14 protein-coding genes are annotated in these 17,319 nt (G+C 60.9%); 5 read left to right on the top strand and 9 right to left on the bottom strand.

What is annotated here, in order from left to right; all coding sequences use genetic code 11:
• Positions 1–119 precede the first annotated feature (119 nt).
• Positions 120–1,466 (bottom strand): metalloprotease PmbA, encoded by a 1,347-nt coding sequence (gene pmbA / locus QYQ93_RS05320; protein WP_338476480.1) that lies wholly within the window; start codon positions 1,464–1,466, stop codon positions 120–122.
• Positions 1,467–1,574: 108 nt separating this feature from the next.
• Between pmbA and yjgA the strand changes: the two genes are divergently transcribed.
• Positions 1,575–2,096 carry a ribosome biogenesis factor YjgA gene (gene yjgA, locus QYQ93_RS05315; RefSeq protein WP_043048581.1) on the top strand — a complete coding sequence of 174 codons (522 nt, stop codon included), beginning with the start codon at positions 1,575–1,577 and terminating at the stop codon, positions 2,094–2,096.
• Positions 2,097–2,140: 44 nt separating this feature from the next.
• Here the strand turns inward: yjgA and tldD are convergent, their stop codons facing one another.
• The 8 genes from tldD to mreB form a co-directional block, all read right to left on the bottom strand.
• On the bottom strand, positions 2,141–3,583 hold the full coding sequence (gene tldD / locus QYQ93_RS05310) for a metalloprotease TldD (protein WP_338476479.1): 1,443 nt from the start codon (positions 3,581–3,583) through the stop codon (positions 2,141–2,143).
• A gap of 16 nt (positions 3,584–3,599) precedes the next feature.
• Positions 3,600–4,448, bottom strand: coding sequence for a carbon-nitrogen hydrolase family protein (locus QYQ93_RS05305; RefSeq protein ID WP_043048577.1), 849 nt, complete (start codon positions 4,446–4,448; stop codon positions 3,600–3,602).
• 48 nt (positions 4,449–4,496) lie between these two features.
• A complete protein-coding gene (locus QYQ93_RS05300; RefSeq protein ID WP_338476478.1) occupies positions 4,497–8,312 on the bottom strand; it encodes a YhdP family protein in 3,816 nt (1,271 codons plus the stop codon).
• 78 nt (positions 8,313–8,390) lie between these two features.
• Positions 8,391–9,848: a ribonuclease G gene (rng, locus tag QYQ93_RS05295; RefSeq protein ID WP_043048573.1), complete on the bottom strand. Its 1,458-nt coding sequence runs from the start codon at positions 9,846–9,848 to the stop codon at positions 8,391–8,393.
• 70 nt (positions 9,849–9,918) lie between these two features.
• The gene (locus QYQ93_RS05290; protein ID WP_338476477.1) at positions 9,919–10,515 is read right to left on the bottom strand and encodes a Maf family protein; all 597 of its coding nucleotides are present in this window, start codon (positions 10,513–10,515) and stop codon (positions 9,919–9,921) included.
• 50 nt (positions 10,516–10,565) lie between these two features.
• Positions 10,566–11,054 (bottom strand): rod shape-determining protein MreD, encoded by a 489-nt coding sequence (mreD, locus tag QYQ93_RS05285; RefSeq protein WP_043048570.1) that lies wholly within the window; start codon positions 11,052–11,054, stop codon positions 10,566–10,568.
• On the bottom strand, positions 11,054–12,151 hold the full coding sequence (mreC, locus tag QYQ93_RS05280) for a rod shape-determining protein MreC (RefSeq protein WP_338477238.1): 1,098 nt from the start codon (positions 12,149–12,151) through the stop codon (positions 11,054–11,056). Before mreC ends, mreD begins: the two co-directional genes overlap by 1 nt.
• A gap of 139 nt (positions 12,152–12,290) precedes the next feature.
• Positions 12,291–13,328 carry a rod shape-determining protein MreB gene (gene mreB, locus QYQ93_RS05275; RefSeq protein WP_002555108.1) on the bottom strand — a complete coding sequence of 346 codons (1,038 nt, stop codon included), beginning with the start codon at positions 13,326–13,328 and terminating at the stop codon, positions 12,291–12,293.
• 210 nt (positions 13,329–13,538) lie between these two features.
• Here mreB and gatC point away from each other — a divergent pair, with 210 nt between their 5' ends.
• From gatC to QYQ93_RS05255, 4 genes are all read left to right on the top strand, one after another.
• Positions 13,539–13,826 (top strand): Asp-tRNA(Asn)/Glu-tRNA(Gln) amidotransferase subunit GatC, encoded by a 288-nt coding sequence (gatC, locus tag QYQ93_RS05270; RefSeq protein WP_003188556.1) that lies wholly within the window; start codon positions 13,539–13,541, stop codon positions 13,824–13,826.
• A gap of 16 nt (positions 13,827–13,842) precedes the next feature.
• The gene (gatA, locus tag QYQ93_RS05265) at positions 13,843–15,294 is read left to right on the top strand and encodes an Asp-tRNA(Asn)/Glu-tRNA(Gln) amidotransferase subunit GatA (protein ID WP_217880085.1); all 1,452 of its coding nucleotides are present in this window, start codon (positions 13,843–13,845) and stop codon (positions 15,292–15,294) included.
• 10 nt (positions 15,295–15,304) lie between these two features.
• Positions 15,305–16,750 (top strand): Asp-tRNA(Asn)/Glu-tRNA(Gln) amidotransferase subunit GatB, encoded by a 1,446-nt coding sequence (gene gatB / locus QYQ93_RS05260; protein WP_043048567.1) that lies wholly within the window; start codon positions 15,305–15,307, stop codon positions 16,748–16,750.
• Positions 16,751–16,926: 176 nt separating this feature from the next.
• On the top strand, positions 16,927–17,298 hold the full coding sequence (locus tag QYQ93_RS05255; protein ID WP_338476475.1) for a septal ring lytic transglycosylase RlpA family protein: 372 nt from the start codon (positions 16,927–16,929) through the stop codon (positions 17,296–17,298).
• The last annotated feature ends 21 nt before the right edge of the window (positions 17,299–17,319 follow it).

Raw genomic sequence — 17,319 nt, 5'->3', positions numbered from 1 at the left:
ATTATTAAATGATATTGAGAATCAAAACAAGAGCTCGAAATTAATCATCCCGTCACCAAGCCATAAAAAAAGCGCGCCATCCCACGGATGGCGCGCCTTTGATTGAGGGTTTGAGGGGCTCAGCTGCCTGCGACAGTCATCCGCTCGATAAGCACCGAACCCGTACGAATATTGCTGCGCAGCTCCAGATCATTCCCCACGGCAACGATCTGCTTGAACATATCGCGCATATTGCCGGCAATTGTCACTTCCTGGACAGCGAACTGAATCTCGCCATTTTCCACCCAGAACCCCGCCGCACCGCGAGAGTAATCACCGGTGACCATATTCAGGCCGTGGCCCATCAATTCGGTGACCAACAACCCACGCCCCATGCGCCGCAACAACGCAGCCTGGTCTTCATCACCATGGGTGACGAACAGGTTATGCACCCCGCCGGAGTTCGCGGTGCTTGGCAGGCCAAGCTTGCGACCGGCATAAGTGCCCAATACATAGGAGACCAACTCGCCCTTCTCGACAAATGGCTTGGCATAGGTCGCCAGGCCATCACCGTCGAACGACGAACTGCCCATGGCTCCCATCAGGTGCGGGCGCTCGTCGATGGTCAGCCACTCTGGAAACAGCTTCTGACCGATGGCGCCTTCAAGGAACGAAGACTTGCGATACAGGTTGCTTCCGGAAATCGCGCCGAGGAAGCTACTGAACAAACCACCGGCCAGCTCTGCGGAAAACAGCACCGGCACTTCGCACGTCGGCACCGGGCGCGCACCGAGACGGCTGGCGGCACGTTGCGCGGCACGCTGGCCAATGCTGACCGGGTCTGCCAACAAATCGCCCTGGCGATTTACGTCGTACCAGTAATCACGCTGCATCTGGCCATTGGCTTCGGCGATCATCACGCAGCTGAGGCTATGTCGCGTCGAAGCATAACCACCGATAAAGCCATGGCTGTTGCCGTAAACGCGGCAGCCCTGGTGGGTGCTCAGCGTAGTGCCATCAGCATTCTTGATCCGGGCATCGGTATCGAATGCCGCCGCTTCGCAGATCAGCGCTTGCTCGATGGCTTGCTCGGGGGTGATGTCCCAGGCGTGGAACAGGTCGAAATCCTGTACGTCCCTGGCCATCAGCGCCTTGTCGGCCAGCCCCGAGCTTTCATCTTCGGACGTGTGCCTGGCAATTGCCAGTGCGGCGGCAACGGTCTCGCGAATGGCCTCCGGGCCACTGGCCGAGGTGCTGGCCGAGCCTTTGCGCTGGCCTGCGTACAAGGTGATACCAAACCCCTGGTCGCGATTGAACTCGACGGTTTCCACTTCTCGCTGGCGCACCGACGTCGACAACCCCTGCTCCAGCGACACCGCTACTTCACAGGCGCTGGCCCCCTGGCGCTTGGCCTCGGCAAGGATCTGCTCGACTTGTTCCTGCAGTGCCGGTAACGCTTGCGGACCGACGCTTTGGGCTGCACTCATGGTTTTCTCCACTCAAATTCTGCTTTCGGTTAAGGCCATCGAGCGACCGGGCCGGACAAGCGGCCCCCGACTGGTTATCATGGCGGCGTTTCTTTGCGGACTGCCACCATGGTTGATTCTTACGACGACTCCCTCGATGGGGAGAAAAGCAAAACCCAGGTCAAGCGCGAGCTGCATGCGCTGGTTGACCTTGGCGAGCGCCTCACAACGCTCAAAAAAGAGTTGATTGCCAAACTGCCACTGACCGACGAAATGCGCCGGGCCTTGGCGGATGCGCCCAAGCACAGCGCGAATATCGCGCGTAAACGGCACATCATGTTTATTGGCAAGCTGATGCGCGATCAGGACATTGACGCCATTCTGGCCTTGCTTGATCAAACCGATGCCTCCTCGCGCCAGTACAACGAACGCTTCCATAACCTGGAACGTTGGCGAGACCGCCTGATCGCAGGCGACGACGCTGTGCTGGAAAAATTCGTGCTGGACTACCCGGATGCGGACCGCCAGCAACTGCGCTCCCTGATTCGTCAGGCCCAGCACGAACTGGCGCATAACAAAGCGCCGGCCACCAGCCGTAAAATTTTCAAGTACATCCGTGAGCTGGACGAGACTCAACGCGGTCTGCGCTGATCCTCTTCCCCGGGTGGCGGTCTTCGCCACCCGAAGCTCCATCCTTACGCCCCCGTGCCACCCACGGTGATCGCATCAATTTTCAGGGTTGGCTGGCCTACGCCTACCGGCACTGACTGCCCATCCTTGCCGCACATGCCCACGCCGCTGTCCAGCGACAGGTCGTTACCGACCATCGATACCTTGCTCATGGCTTCCGGCCCGTTACCAATGAGCGTCGCCCCTTTGACCGGTGCGGTAATCTTGCCGTCTTCGATCAGGTACGCTTCGCTGGTGGAGAACACAAACTTGCCGCTGGTGATGTCCACCTGGCCACCGCCGAGGTTGGCGCAGTAGATGCCTCGTTTCACCGAGGCGATGATTTCCGCCGGATCGCTTTGGCCGCCGAGCATGTAGGTGTTGGTCATGCGTGGCATCGGCAGGTGCGCGTAGGATTCGCGGCGGCCGTTGCCGGTACGCGCCACGCCCATCAGGCGGGCGTTGAGCTTGTCTTGCATATAGCCCTTGAGCACACCGTTTTCGATCAGGGTGGTGCATTCGGTCGGCGTGCCTTCGTCATCGACGCTCAACGAACCCCGGCGACCGGCCAAAGTGCCGTCATCGACAATGGTGCACAGTTTGGACGCAACCATCTCGCCCATGCGCCCACTGTAGGCGGAGCTGCCCTTACGATTGAAGTCGCCTTCCAGGCCGTGGCCCACCGCTTCGTGGAGCAACACCCCGGACCAGCCCGGGCCCAGCACCACCGGCAGCGTACCAGCCGGTGCCGGGATTGCTTCCAGATTAACCAAGGCTTGGCGCAGCGCCTCACGGGCGTAGCCCATGGCACGGTCGTCAGCGAGGAAGTAGCGGTAGTCGGTGCGCCCGCCGCCGCCATGGCCACCGCGTTCGCGGCGGCCGTTCTGCTCAACGATCACACTCACATTGAAACGCACCAGCGGCCGCACATCCGCCGCCAAGCCGCCATCGGTGGAGGCGACGAGGATGCGTTCCCACACGCCGGCCATGCTCACGGTCACCTGCTGGATACGCGGGTCCAGGGCGCGGGTGGCCGCGTCGACACGCTTGAGCAGCTCAACCTTTTCGGCACGGCTGATCACTTCCAACGGGTTATCCGGCGCGTATAACTGGGCCACGTCCTGGGTGCTGAACGCCTGCACCGTACCGTTCTGGCCGGCACGGGAAATCGAACGTGCCGCACGCGCCGCCAGGCCCAGGGCTTCCAGGGTGATCGCATTGCTGTAGGCAAAGCCGGTTTTTTCACCGGATTGCGCACGCACACCGACGCCCTGGTCAAGGTTGAAACTGCCTTCCTTGACGATGCCGTCTTCCAGCGACCAGGATTCGGAAATCTGCCCCTGGAAATACAGGTCGGCCGCATCGATGCCCGGCCCGGCCAGATCGCCCAGCACGGCTTGTAGACTTTCGATGGTCACGCCACCGGGGGCCAGGAGGTGTTCACTGACTGAGGACAACAACTCGCTCATAGGTTTGGCCTTAAATTCATCGTTCTGAAGCAGGCCGCTGCGCGCCCTGCGAGAAAAAGCGCCGATGGCTGGCCACCGGCATGCGCGCCCGTATCGACGCCTGTTCACTGCTATCGCGTTCGGCCAGCAACACCGCCTCGCCTTGATCCTGTTGACTCAGCACCCGTCCCCAAGGGTCGACAATCGCCGCGTGGCCATGGGTTTCCCGTGGGCCTGGGTGCACGCCACCTTGAGCGGCAGCCAGCAGGTAGCACTGGGTTTCGATGGCCCGCGCGCGAATCAGCACATCCCAATGGGCAGCCCCGGTTACCGCCGTAAAGGCCGAGGGCGCGGTAATCAATTCAGCCCCCGCGGCGCGTAATTCGCTGTACAGCTCGGGGAAGCGCAAGTCGTAGCACACTGTCAGCCCCAAACGCCCCACTGGCGTATCCGCCACCACCACATTGCTTCCGAAAGCATAGTCGTCAGATTCGCGATAGCGACCACGAGCGTCCACGACATCCACATCAAACAGGTGCAGCTTGTCGTAACGAGCGACCACTTCACCCTGATCATCGATCAGCAGCGAGCAAGCGTTGGACTTGGCGTGGGGCTGGTCCTTGGGCGGCAACGGCAACGTGCCGGCCACTATCCATAAGGTGAGGTCGCGGGCGGCCTGTTTCAACCATGGCAGGATCGGGCCTTCACCCAGGGCCTCGGCGCGACCGATCTCGGCCATGTCACGGCGCCCCATTGCAGCGAAGTTCTCCGGCAGTACCGCGAGTTTCGCGCCATCCGCCGCCGCTTGCTCCAGCAGCCGGCGCGCCTGGGTGAGGTTCGCCAGCACGTCGCTCTGGCTGACCATCTGAATTACTGCAAAGGACATGGGCAGACACTCCATACAGGGCATGGGGCCATGCTACTCCACAGGCTCTCAGTTTGGCTTTTCAAATGGCTTGTCGAAGGTGATTTTTGGATCCTTCCAGGGGCCTTGTACCTTGTATTGCACACTGGCAAAGCGCGAAACCCGATCACCGATCAGTTTGTCGATCAGGAACAACGCGCCACCAATAGCTGGTGCACCGACAATCAGCGCCGCGATGGGCAGGTTGTTGGTCACCGGCAAGGTCACCAGCAACTTGGCGTCGACGCGATCAGCCACCAGGTCCAGGGTACCGTTGAGCTCCAGATTGGTAGAAGGCCCGGTCATGGTGATGGGCTCACGGGTCACGAACACGCCATTACTGGCGGCCAGCAAGCCCTTGACCCGATCGTAACTCAAGCCTTTGCCAAGCAGGTCGGAAAAGTCCAGACGCAAACGCCGGCCAATGGAATTGAAGTTGAGCAAGCCAAACACTCGCAACGCCTGCGCGCCCCCCTCCACTTCAACGAACTGGCCTTTACGGAATGCCGCATCCAGGCTGCCGGAGAAACGCTTGGGCCCAACCCAGGCCGGCGAACCCGGCCAACGGCCATCCACGTCCAGATGGAAATCTTCGCTGGTCACCGTCGGGGCAAAACCCCAGCCTTTGAGCACATCGGCAATGTTCTTGCCGTCCAGGCGGCCCTTGTACCAACTGCTACTGGCGCCCGGCGCCCCTTCCCAGCCACCGGCGCCCTTGAGTTGCATGCCCTTGAGGCCCAGGTCGAGGTTATTGAATGCCATGCCCTTGGCGGTCGGGCGGATCTTCAATGACCACGCCCCCACCAGGTCAGGCCCCTGGAAGAGCTGGTCGATGGCGATATCCAGTGCCGGAATGCTCTTGGGGTCGATATCGGCCAGCGGATCGGGCGCATTTTCGTCCGCCTGTACCGTCGGGTCCACTGCTGGCAATTTTACATAGTTGAGATTGAACGCAATCGGCGCACCCTTGGCGTCCGGCAGATTCACAGTGCCCTTGGCCTGCTGGCTATCGAACCGCAGGCCCCAGGCAGCGGGTTTGCGATCCAGCTGCAAGCTGACCTTGTCAAACTGGGTGCCGAACCCCGTCAGCTTGCCCACTTTGAAATCGGCGCCACTGAGCAGCTGCTTGGCATTGCCGCCCGGGTCATTCCCCGCGTAGCGGTCTACGAGTTTTTTCCAAGGGTCGATATCCAGTTCCGACAACACACCACGAATGCGCAGGCCCTTCGCGCCGGGCAGCACCGCATCGCCATCGCCAAGGAACAATTCGCCGCGGCCATCATTGAATTTGTCTGGCGGCGCAGCAAAGGTGAAGTTCCCCAGCTCGCCGTAATCAAACCAGTAACGGCGCTCAGCCCCCTGCAAGGTCATGCGGAAGGTGCTGTCGCGCCCCTGGCTGGCCGGCATGCCGAACGGTGCCGGCAAGTCCACGGCGACGCCCTTGAGATTGGAGTTGACCATCAACTGGCTATCTGCGCCGTCCAGGATGACTTGTAACTGGTAGGGAATATCCCCTGACACCGGCAGTGGCTGGCTGACGTTCAACCAATCCGTGAGGCGCTTGACCGTCACCTGGCCGTTGGCGGTCACGCGGGTGCTGATATCGCCCGGCTTGCCTTCGGCAAAAATCTGCGCAGTGATAGGTCGGTCGAAGGCCTGGGCCGAGATGTTCTGCCCGCTGAGGCCCTTGGCGCTGTCAAAACGGAAATTGCCCTTGAGCTGGGTCAGGTCCAGAGGTGGCTCGGCCAATTGCAGGCGTGCCTTGTCGGTCTTGAAGTCCACCACGATCTTGGGTTCGGTGCCCTTTGCCAGAGGCACGTCCAGATCCAGGCTGCCCTGCAGGCCGCCCTCGCCTTTCCAGCCCGCGAACGTGGACGCGGTGCCGATGGGCGCCTCTTGGAGGATTTTCAGGCCATCGCCCAAGCCGCCGGAGAAACCGCCGGTGAGCAGCAGATGGCTGTCCTGGCCGGCCGGCGCGTGGGGAATGTTGACGTAGACGTCCTTGACCTGGGTATCGAGCAATTGGCCCTTGCTTGCCAGGATGCGCACACCGCTTTCCTCGACGAACACTTCACCGTTGACCTTGTTCACATGGGGCCAACCCGGCTGGAAGGCCAGCTCGGCATCATGCACCTTGAAGAACAGGCTGATATTGCGCGACGCCGGTAATGCGTTGTGGTTCAACGATCCCTGGTACTGGAAGAAACCCTGATCCACCGCGCCCTTGAGAATTGCAGTGCGCAGCCATTCATCCAACGCCGGACTCAATACCGCCGGCAAATACTTGGGCGTAAAACGGCCATCACCATCGACCAGGCCGACCCGCAGGTCCATGTAGTCTTCCTGGCTATGGTCGAAGTGCAGGCGGATCAGGAAGTCTGCAGCAACCTTGCCCTCCTCCCCCAGCACCTTGATATAGGGGGCAATCAAGGTGAAACCCTGCTTATCCAGTTTCCAGGTCAGGCGTGCATTGGCCTGGATGTACTGCCAGGGCTTGGCGAAGATCGGGTCCAGGTGCAGGGAAAAGTCTTTGCTGTCCATGCGCAGCTCGCCATGGCCCAGGTCGCCACTGATGCTGCCGGACACATTGCGCGCAGCCGGCGCGCCGAAATAGGCGTCGAAGCCGACACGCTCAAGGTTGGCGGCAAAACTGACTTTCTGGTCGGTGGTGTCCTGGGGCCTGAAGTCCACCAGCACATTGCGCAGCAGGCCCGTGGCCTTCAAATGCTCGACGGTCTTGGCAAAGCCTTCCGGCAACGGCGCCAAGGCATTGAGCAGTGGGGTGATGGGTGTCAGGTCGAGACGATCGGCCTGCAGGTTCCAAACTTCCTGAGCTTTATCGGTCGCCAGGCTCTGCTGTAATTGCAGGCGCGACTCCCAGCGAGTCTCACCGATATTCATCGCCAGTGAATCAAACAGCACCTTGAGCCCGCTTTCACTGCGTTGCAGGTAGGCGGTCAGCGCCAGGTTTTCCAGGTGCACGGGCTTGCGGTCGGCGTAGCTGCCCTTAACTTGCGGGGAATTGAGGCGCACCGCAGCGCTTTGCACGGTGCCTTTGGCCCAACTGAGCCAAAACTCGCCACCAGCCTTGAACTGGGTGAGTTTCCACTGCTGGGTCAGTTTAGCGGGTATCCACTTGGCCCAGTCACTTTGCGGCAGGCTCAGGTAGGCGTCGACCTCAGCGTCTTTCCATTGGCTTGCGCGGATGCGGCTATGCAGGCTGACGGCCAGAGGTTGACCGTCGGGCAGGGTCAGGCGTGCATCCAGGCGCTGGTGGCTCGTGCCGGTATGCAGGCTCAAGCCCACGTACGTCACGGTCACCGGCGTCTGGTTAAAGGGTTGCAAGGTGACCTGGCTGTCGAGCACGGAGACGCGCTTGACCATTTGCATGCGCGTCAGCAACTGTTGCGGATCCAGCGGCTGGTCGTCCTGCACCGGCAAGCCTTGCAGCGTCCAACGCCCATCCTTGTCTTCCTTGACGCTCAGTTGCAGGCCACTGACTTCCAGATGGGCGATACGCACTTGGCGCGCCACCAGGCTGGCCCACATATCCGGCACCACTTCCACCTGGTCCAGGCGCAAGGCACTGCTGCCCTCGCCGACCATGACGTCGTGGGCCAGCAATACCGGGGCAAACCCGCTCCAGCGGCCTTCAAGGCTGCCGATATGCAAAGGCGTCTCCACGGCAGCCTGAGCCTTGGCTTCGATTTCGGCGCGGTATTCAGCCACCAGAGGGGTCAATTCACGTCCCAGGCTCACGTACACCGCCGCCAATACCAGCAGCAACGCGCACAAGCCCAGGCCCCAGCGGGTCAAAGCGGCAAAAAAGCGTATCAGACGCTCCATGTCAGGCGACCCTCAAAAAACAGTTGGCGGACGGCAGATCAAGGTCTGCCGGTCTCGGATAAGGCACGCAATTGGGGATCAGAGCAGCACCACGTCGTATTGTTCCTGGGAATACATGGTTTCAACCTGGAAGCGAATCGTGCGACCGATAAAACTTTCCAGCTCGGCGACGTTGCCGGACTCTTCGTCCAGCAGGCGATCGACCACTTTCTGATTGGCAAGGACTCTATAACCTTCGGCCTGGTAGGCGCGTGCTTCGCGCAGGATTTCGCGGAAAATCTCGTAGCAAACGGTTTCCGGCGTCTTCAATTTACCCCGGCCCTGGCAACTGCTGCATGGCTCGCACAGCACCTGCTCCAGACTTTCTCGGGTGCGCTTGCGGGTCATCTGCACCAGGCCCAGCTCGGTGATGCCGATGATGTTGGTCTTGGCGTGATCGCGCTCCAACTGCTTCTCGAGGGTACGCAGCACCTGGCGGCGGTGCTCTTCATCTTCCATGTCGATGAAGTCGATGATGATGATGCCGCCGAGGTTGCGCAGGCGCAGCTGGCGAGCGATAGCTGTGGCGGCTTCGAGATTGGTCTTGAAGATGGTCTCTTCGAGGTTGCGATGGCCTACGAATGCGCCGGTGTTGACGTCGATGGTGGTCATGGCCTCGGCCGGGTCCACCACCAGGTAGCCGCCGGACTTAAGTGGCACTTTGCGCTCCAGGGCTTTCTGGATTTCGTCTTCTACGCCATACAGATCGAAGATCGGCCGCTCGCCGGGGTAGTGCTCCAGGCGATCGGCAATTTCCGGCATCAGCTCGGCAACGAATTGCGTAGTGCGCTGGAAGGTTTCCCGCGAGTCGATGCGGATTTTCTCAATCTTCGGGCTGACCAGGTCACGCAGCGTGCGCAGCGCCAGGCCGAGGTCTTCATAAATCACGCTGGGCGCGCCGATGGTCTTGATCTGGGCGTCGATCTGGTCCCACAGGCGCCGCAGGTAGCGGATATCCATAAGAATTTCATCAGCTCCGGCGCCCTCGGCGGCGGTACGCAGGATAAAACCGCCCGCTTCCTTAATGCCCTCAGCGGCGACGCAATCGCTGACCACCTTTTTGAGTCGCTCGCGCTCGGCTTCGTCTTCGATCTTCAGGGAAATGCCCACATGCGCGGTGCGCGGCATATACACCAGGTAGCGCGACGGGATCGACAGCTGAGTGGTCAAACGTGCGCCCTTGGAGCCGATGGGGTCCTTGGTGACTTGCACCACCAGGCTCTGACCTTCGTGTACAAGGGCGCTGATGCTTTCCACCGCAGGGCCTTCACGCAGGGAAATTTCCGACGCATGGATGAATGCTGCACGGTCCAGGCCGATATCGACGAAAGCCGCCTGCATGCCCGGCAATACGCGCACCACCTTGCCTTTATAGATATTGCCGACGATCCCGCGCTTCTGGGTGCGCTCAACATGTACTTCTTGCAGAACACCGTTCTCTACCACCGCCACGCGCGATTCCATCGGCGTGATATTGATCAGAATCTCTTCACTCATGGCTGGGTCTCGTTCAGGCGTTTTCACAATAGTGACCGGTCGCTCAAGGCTTGGCGCTGGAATACGGCGTTCAGCGCACGGTAAGGTTTTGCCAACAGGGTATGCCGAATTGGGCGAGCAGTTGCGCGGTTTCGCACATGGGCAGGCCAACCACCGCAGAATAACTGCCATTGAGGCCGGCAACGAACACCGAACCCAGGCCCTGGATAGCGTAGCCGCCGGCCTTGTCCTGGGGTTCGCCGCTGTGCCAGTAGGTTGTAGCCTCTTCGACAGAAACCTGGCGAAAACGTACAAGACTTCTTACATATCGAGTTTCGCAGCGCTGGCCGTCGGTGAGGGCAATCGCGGTGAGCACTTCATGCTCGCGGCCGGAAAGGGCCATCAGCATTGCCAGCGCGTCGGCCTGGTCCACCGGTTTGCCCAGGATCCGGCCGTCAATAATCACAGCTGTATCGGCACCCAATACGCAGACGCCGGCGGTTTGGCCAAGTGCAACAAAACCCGCCGTGGCCTTGCCGCGCGCAAGGCGCTCGACGTAGGCAACGGCAGGTTCGTGGTTAAGAGGTGTTTCATCAATAGCGGCGCTGACCACGGTGAAAGGCACACCGATCTGGGTCAACAGCTCACGTCGCCGCGGGGAGCCCGAAGCCAGATAAAGCGAATTCATTGCTGCCTCTCCCTGTGGGGTTCGATAACCAGGCAGAGCCTCGCAACCATTCAATTGATTTTATAGCGACGACGCAGCCCACGCAGGCCAAAACTGATCCAAGGCCACAGCAAGGCACTGACCAGGGCCGGCAAGACCAACGCCAGGGTGGGCTGGCGATTGCCGGTCAAGGCGCTGAGCCATAACTGGACAAGCTGCGCCAGGCCAAAGATCACCAGGATCACCAGGCACTGCTGCCACATCGGGAACATGCGCAAGCGCTGCTGCAACGACAGCACCAGGAAGGTAATCAGGGTCAGGATCAATGCGTTCTGGCCCAGCAAGGTGCCATAGAGCACATCTTCCGCCAAGCCCAGGCACATCGCCGTGACCATGCCCACCTTGTGCGGCAGGTTCAATGACCAGAACGCCAACAGCAAGGCCAGCCAAAGCGGGCGCAGGATTTCCATGAATTGCGGCAATGGCGAAACGCTCAGCAACAGACCAATGGCGAAGGTCAGCCAGACAATCCAGCCATTACGCGAATGAGTACTGGCCATTATTCCTCCCTCTGCCGCGTGGGGGCCGGAGCGGCGGTTGGCGTCGTGGCCGCTGGTTTGGCCGCAGCCGGCTTGGCTGGGCGGGCGTTATGCGCCGGCGGTTTGGCCGGCGTTGCCACAGGCGCCACTGCTGCGGGAGCGGGTGCGACTGCAGGGGCTGGCGGGCCGACGAAGGCTGGTTTCGGCACCGTGGCCGGCACGACCGGCGCAGTGCCGTTCTGCTTGTCTTGCGCTTCCTGGGCTTGGGCAGCGTCGTTGGCACGCTCTTCCGGGGTGCGATTGTCGCTGAACACCAGCAGCAGGTAGCGGCTGCGATTGAGGGCGGCAGTCGGTACAGCCCGCACAATAGCGAACGGCTGGCCGGAATCGTGGATCACTTCCTTGACCGTCGCCACCGGGTAGCCTGCCGGAAAACGCTGGCCCAGGCCGGAGCTGACCAGCAAATCGCCTTCCTTGATATCCGCGGTGTCGGCCACATGGCGCAATTCCAGGCGTTCCGGGTTACCGGTGCCGCTGGCAATCGCACGCAAACCGTTGCGGTTGACCTGCACCGGAATGCTGTGGGTCGTGTCAGTCAGCAGTAACACCCGCGAGGTATAGGGCATCAGCTCCACCACCTGGCCCATCAGGCCGCGGGCGTCGAGCACCGGCTGGCCAAGGACCACGCCGTCACGCTCACCCTTGTTGATGATGATGCGATGGGTAAAGGGGTTGGGGTCCATGCCGATCAACTCGGCCACTTCGACCTTTTCGTTGACCAGTGCCGAAGAGTTGAGCAACTCGCGCAGCCGAACGTTCTGCTCGGTGAGGGCCGCCAGCTTTTGCATGCGCCCCTGCAGCAGGAGGTTTTCCGTCTTGAGTTTTTCGTTCTCGGCGACCAACTCGGTGCGGCTGCCGAATTGGCTGGCCACGCCCTGGTAGAGACGTTGCGGCAGGTCGGTGATCCAGTAGGTCTGCATCAACACCAGCGACATCTGGCTACGCACAGGCTTGAGCAGTGCAAAGCGGGCATCGACCACCATCAGCGCGACCGAAAGCACGACCAGCACCAATAAGCGCATGCCCAATGAGGGGCCTTTGGCGAAAAGCGGTTTAATAGGCCGCTCCTCCCAGGCAAATGTTCTCTTTATTCATACGGCATCAAACCGGCCTGGATGCAGATTGAAGAAGATAAACGCCAACAGGCAGCACTGCAAAGTGCTGCCTGCCGACCAAGCACGAACCATCCAGGCGATCTTATTCGCTGGAAAGCAGGTCCATGGTGTGTTTATCCATCATTTCCAGTGCACGACCACCGCCACGGGCAACGCAGGTCAGCGGATCTTCGGCGACGATCACCGGCAGGCCGGTTTCCTGGGCCAGCAACTTGTCGAGATCGCGCAGCAAGGCGCCACCACCGGTCAGCACCAGGCCACGCTCGGCGATATCCGAAGCCAGCTCCGGCGGCGATTGCTCCAGGGCGCTCTTCACAGCCTGAACGATGGTGGCCAGGGACTCCTGCAGAGCCTCCAGCACTTCGTTGGAGTTCAGGGTGAAGGCACGTGGAACGCCTTCGGCCAGGTTGCGACCGCGAACATCGACTTCGCGAACTTCGCCGCCCGGGTAAGCGGTGCCGATTTCCTGCTTGATGCGCTCGGCGGTGGATTCGCCGATCAGGCTGCCGTAGTTGCGACGCACATAGGTGATGATCGCTTCGTCGAAGCGGTCGCCGCCTACGCGTACGGATTCGGCATACACCACACCGTTCAGGGAAATCAGGGCGATTTCGGTCGTACCACCACCGATATCCACCACCATCGAGCCGCGGGCTTCTTCAACCGGCAGACCGGCACCGATCGCAGCCGCCATCGGCTCTTCGATCAGGAACACTTCGCGGGCACCGGCACCAAGGGCCGATTCACGGATGGCACGACGCTCCACCTGGGTGGACTTGCACGGAACGCAGATCAGCACACGAGGGCTGGGCTGCAGGAAACTGTTTTCGTGAACCTTGTTGATGAAGTACTGCAGCATCTTCTCGCAGACGCTGAAATCGGCGATCACGCCATCCTTCATCGGACGAATGGCAGCAATATTGCCTGGTGTACGGCCGAGCATGCGCTTGGCCTCGGTGCCAACGGCAACGACACTTTTCTGATTACCATGGGTCCGAATGGCCACAACCGATGGCTCATTCAGGACGATACCGCGCTCGCGCACGTAAATAAGGGTGTTGGCAGTGCCCAGGTCAATGGAAAGATCGCTGGAAAACATGCCACGCAGTTTCTTGAACATGGGAAAGGGACCCTAGGCAACGCGTGGGTAAAAAAGTGCGGCAAACTCTAACAACGACAGGGATTTTGGGCAAGGCGCCAATGTGCTAAATTGGCCGACTTTCTGTGCACCAACCCCCACAATCGCGGCCATATGACCGTAGAAATGCGGTAGTGTTCCGACAATCTAACACACGGACGCCCTCCGTTCTGTTTTCCACTGGAGAATCCCATGGCGCTTGAACGCTCCGACGTGGAAAAAATCGCACATCTGGCCTCGCTTGGCCTGAATGATGCCGATCTTCCACAGACCACCGCAGCCCTGAACAGCATTCTCGGGCTGGTTGACCAAATGCAGGCCGTGAATACCGACGGTATCGAGCCCCTGGCTCACCCGCTGGAAGCCAGCCAGCGCCTGCGCGCAGACGTTGTGACCGAGCGAAACAATCGCGAGGCCTACCAGTCCATCGCGCCAGCGGTCGAAAACGGCCTGTACCTGGTTCCGAAAGTCATCGACTAAAGGGAAAGAGCCTTTCATGCATCACATGACTCTGGCCGAGATCGCCCGCGGTCTCGCCGACAAAAAGTTTTCTTCCGAAGAGCTGACCCAGACCCTGCTGGCGCGTATCGCCGAGCACGATCCCAAGGTCAACAGCTTCATCAGCCTCACCCAGGAGCTGGCATTGAGCCAGGCCAAGGCCGCCGACGCCCGTCGCGCCAACGGTGAAAATGGCGCTCTGCTGGGCGCTCCGATCGCCCACAAAGACCTGTTCTGCACCCAGGGCATTCGCACCAGTTGCGGCTCGAAGATGCTCGACAACTTCAAGGCGCCCTACGACGCCACCGTGGTCGCCAAGCTGGCCGCTGCCGGGGCCGTGACCCTGGGCAAGACCAACATGGACGAGTTCGCCATGGGTTCGGCCAACGAGTCGAGCTACTACGGCGCGGTGAAAAACCCGTGGAATCTTGCGCACGTGCCCGGTGGCTCGTCCGGTGGTTCGGCCGCGGCCGTTGCCGCGCGTTTCCTCCCGGCTGCCACCGCGACTGACACCGGTGGCTCGATCCGCCAGCCGGCAGCCTTCACCAACCTCACCGGCCTGAAACCGACCTACGGTCGCGTTTCCCGCTGGGGCATGATCGCCTACGCTTCCAGCCTGGATCAGGGCGGCCCGTTGGCACGCACTGCCGAAGACTGCGCGATATTGTTACAAGGCATGGCAGGGTTCGATAAACAGGACTCCACCAGCATCGATGAGCCCGTGCCGGACTACAGCGCCAGCCTGAACACCTCGATCAAGGGCCTGCGCATTGGCGTGCCGAAAGAGTATTTCAGTGCCGGCCTCGACCCGCGTATCGCCGACCTGGTGCAAAACAGCATCAAGGAGCTGGAAAAGCTCGGCGCGGTGATCAAGGAAATCAGCCTGCCGAACAACCAGCACGCGATTCCCGCTTACTATGTGATCGCGCCGGCAGAAGCTTCCTCCAACCTGTCGCGCTTCGACGGCGTGCGCTTCGGCTATCGCTGCGAAAACCCCAAGGACCTCACCGACCTGTACAAACGCTCCCGCGGCGAAGGCTTCGGCAGTGAAGTCCAGCGCCGGATCATGGTCGGTGCCTACGCCCTGTCGGCCGGCTACTACGACGCGTACTACCTCAAGGCGCAAAAGATCCGTCGCCTGATCAAGAACGATTTCATGGCTGCCTTCGAAGAAGTCGATGTGATCCTCGGCCCAACCACGCCAAACCCGGCCTGGAAGATCGGCGCCAAGACCGGCGACCCGATTGCCGAGTACCTGGAAGACCTCTACACCATCACCGCCAACCTCGCGGGCTTGCCGGGCTTGTCCATGCCCGCCGGTTTCGTCGATGGCCTGCCGGTCGGCGTGCAATTGCTCGCCCCGTATTTCCAGGAAGGCCGCCTGCTCAATGTGGCGCACCAGTACCAGTTGCACACCGACTGGCACACCCGCACCCCTACCGGCTTCTGAGGAGAACACTATGCAATGGGAAGTTGTGATCGGGCTGGAGATTCATACCCAGCTCGCCACCCAATCGAAGATTTTCTCCGGTAGCGCCACCACGTTCGGGTCCGAGCCCAACACCCAGGCCAGCCTGGTCGACCTGGGCATGCCCGGCGTGCTGCCGGTGCTGAACCAGGAAGCGGTGCGCATGGCCGTGATGTTCGGCTTGGCGATTGACGCCGAGATCGGCCAGCACAACGTGTTCGCGCGCAAGAACTACTTCTACCCGGACCTGCCCAAGGGCTACCAGATCAGCCAGATGGAGTTGCCGATTGTCGGCAAGGGCCACCTGGACATCGCACTGGAAGACGGCACCATCAAGCGTGTCGGCGTAACCCGTGCCCACCTGGAAGAAGACGCCGGCAAGAGCCTGCACGAAGAATTCCCGGGCGCCACCGGTATCGACCTGAACCGCGCCGGCACGCCGTTGCTGGAGATCGTCTCCGAGCCGGACATGCGCAGCGCCAAGGAAGCCGTGGCCTACGTCAAGACCATCCACGCGCTGGTGCGCTACCTGGGCATCTGCGACGGCAACATGGCTGAAGGCTCGCTGCGCTGCGACTGCAACGTGTCGATCCGGCCAAAGGGCCAGGTCGAGTTCGGCACCCGCTGCGAGATCAAGAACGTCAACTCGTTCCGTTTCATCGAGAAGGCGATCAACAGCGAAGTGCGTCGCCAGATCGAACTGATCGAGGACGGCGGCAAGGTGATCCAGCAAACTCGCCTGTACGATCCGAACAAAGACGAAACCCGCGCCATGCGCAGCAAAGAGGAAGCCAACGACTACCGTTACTTCCCCGATCCGGACCTGTTGCCGGTGGTGCTCGAGGACTCGTTCCTCAATGACATCCGCGCCACCCTGCCGGAACTGCCACAGCAGAAACGCGAGCGTTTCCAGGAACAGTTCGGATTGTCGATCTACGATGCCAGCGTATTGGCTTCCAGCCGTGAGCAAGCCAACTACTTCGAGAAAGTCGTAGGCATTGCCGGCGACGCCAAGCTGGCGGCCAACTGGGTGATGGTTGAGCTGGGCAGCCTGTTGAACAAACAGGGCCTGGAAATCGACGAAGCGCCGGTCACGGCCGAACAACTGGGCGGCATGCTGCTGCGCATCAAGGACAACACCATCTCCGGCAAGATCGCCAAGACGGTGTTCGAAGCCATGGCCGCAGGTGAAGGCAGCGCCGATGAGATCATCGACAAGCGCGGCCTCAAGCAAGTCACCGACAGCGGCGCCATCTCGGCCGTGCTCGATGAGATGCTCGCGGCGAATGCCGAACAGGTCGAGCAATACCGCGCGGCAGACGAAGCCAAGCGCGGCAAGATGTTCGGTTTCTTTGTCGGCCAGGCGATGAAAGCCTCCAAGGGCAAAGCCAACCCGCAACAGGTGAACGAACTGCTCAAAAGCAAGCTCGAAGGCTGATTGCGGTGAATGGTTGGAGCAGACTTCAAGGTCTGGCTCCACCTGTGTGGGAGGGGGCTTGCTCCCGATGAGGGTGTTTCAGTCAACACATGTATTGACTGCTTCACCGCTATCGGGAGCAAGCCCCCTCCCACATATGCCCCCTCTCCACATTTTTCATTGGGGATGTCCTGACAATGAAGAGTCTACTCGGCCTCCTGGCCCTGTCCTCCCTGCTGGCCGGTTGCGCCAGCGGCCTCATCGACCCCAAAGGCTACGATGAAACCGGCACCGCCTCCTATTACGGCGCCAAGCACCATGGCAAGCGAACCGCCAGTGGTGAACCCTTCAACCAAAACGCCTTGACGGCTGCGCATCGACGCCTGCCCTTTGGTACCCGGGTCAAAGTGACCAATCTGAACAACGACCGGTCGGTCGTAGTACGCATCAATGATCGCGGCCCGCACACCCGTGGGCGCCTGATCGACGTTTCCCGCAAGGCTGCCGAGCAACTGCGGATGCTGGGCAGCGGCACCGCGCGGGTGCGCGTGCAAGCCCTGAACAACTGATCGAGGCCACCTTGAGTATTT

Source organism: Pseudomonas khavaziana (genome assembly GCF_036704165.1).
Taxonomy (GTDB): Bacteria; Pseudomonadota; Gammaproteobacteria; order Pseudomonadales; family Pseudomonadaceae; genus Aquipseudomonas; species Aquipseudomonas khavaziana.
The sequence above is the reverse complement of the archived record's forward strand: the minus strand, read 5'-3'. Positions and strand labels throughout refer to the sequence as shown.

Coding starts and splice junctions, on each gene's coding strand:
- QYQ93_RS05255 (WP_338476475.1), top strand. CDS start 16,927: ATGAAGAGTCTACTCGGCCTCCTGGCCCTGTCCTCCCTGCTGGCCGGT.
- QYQ93_RS05300 (WP_338476478.1), bottom strand. CDS start 8,312: ATGGAGCGTCTGATACGCTTTTTTGCCGCTTTGACCCGCTGGGGCCTG.
- mreB (WP_002555108.1), bottom strand. CDS start 13,328: ATGTTCAAGAAACTGCGTGGCATGTTTTCCAGCGATCTTTCCATTGAC.
- gatC (WP_003188556.1), top strand. CDS start 13,539: ATGGCGCTTGAACGCTCCGACGTGGAAAAAATCGCACATCTGGCCTCG.
- yjgA (WP_043048581.1), top strand. CDS start 1,575: ATGGTTGATTCTTACGACGACTCCCTCGATGGGGAGAAAAGCAAAACC.
- mreD (WP_043048570.1), bottom strand. CDS start 11,054: ATGGCCAGTACTCATTCGCGTAATGGCTGGATTGTCTGGCTGACCTTC.
- tldD (WP_338476479.1), bottom strand. CDS start 3,583: ATGAGCGAGTTGTTGTCCTCAGTCAGTGAACACCTCCTGGCCCCCGGT.
- QYQ93_RS05305 (WP_043048577.1), bottom strand. CDS start 4,448: ATGTCCTTTGCAGTAATTCAGATGGTCAGCCAGAGCGACGTGCTGGCG.
- QYQ93_RS05290 (WP_338476477.1), bottom strand. CDS start 10,515: ATGAATTCGCTTTATCTGGCTTCGGGCTCCCCGCGGCGACGTGAGCTG.
- gatA (WP_217880085.1), top strand. CDS start 13,843: ATGCATCACATGACTCTGGCCGAGATCGCCCGCGGTCTCGCCGACAAA.
- pmbA (WP_338476480.1), bottom strand. CDS start 1,466: ATGAGTGCAGCCCAAAGCGTCGGTCCGCAAGCGTTACCGGCACTGCAG.
- rng (WP_043048573.1), bottom strand. CDS start 9,848: ATGAGTGAAGAGATTCTGATCAATATCACGCCGATGGAATCGCGCGTG.
- gatB (WP_043048567.1), top strand. CDS start 15,305: ATGCAATGGGAAGTTGTGATCGGGCTGGAGATTCATACCCAGCTCGCC.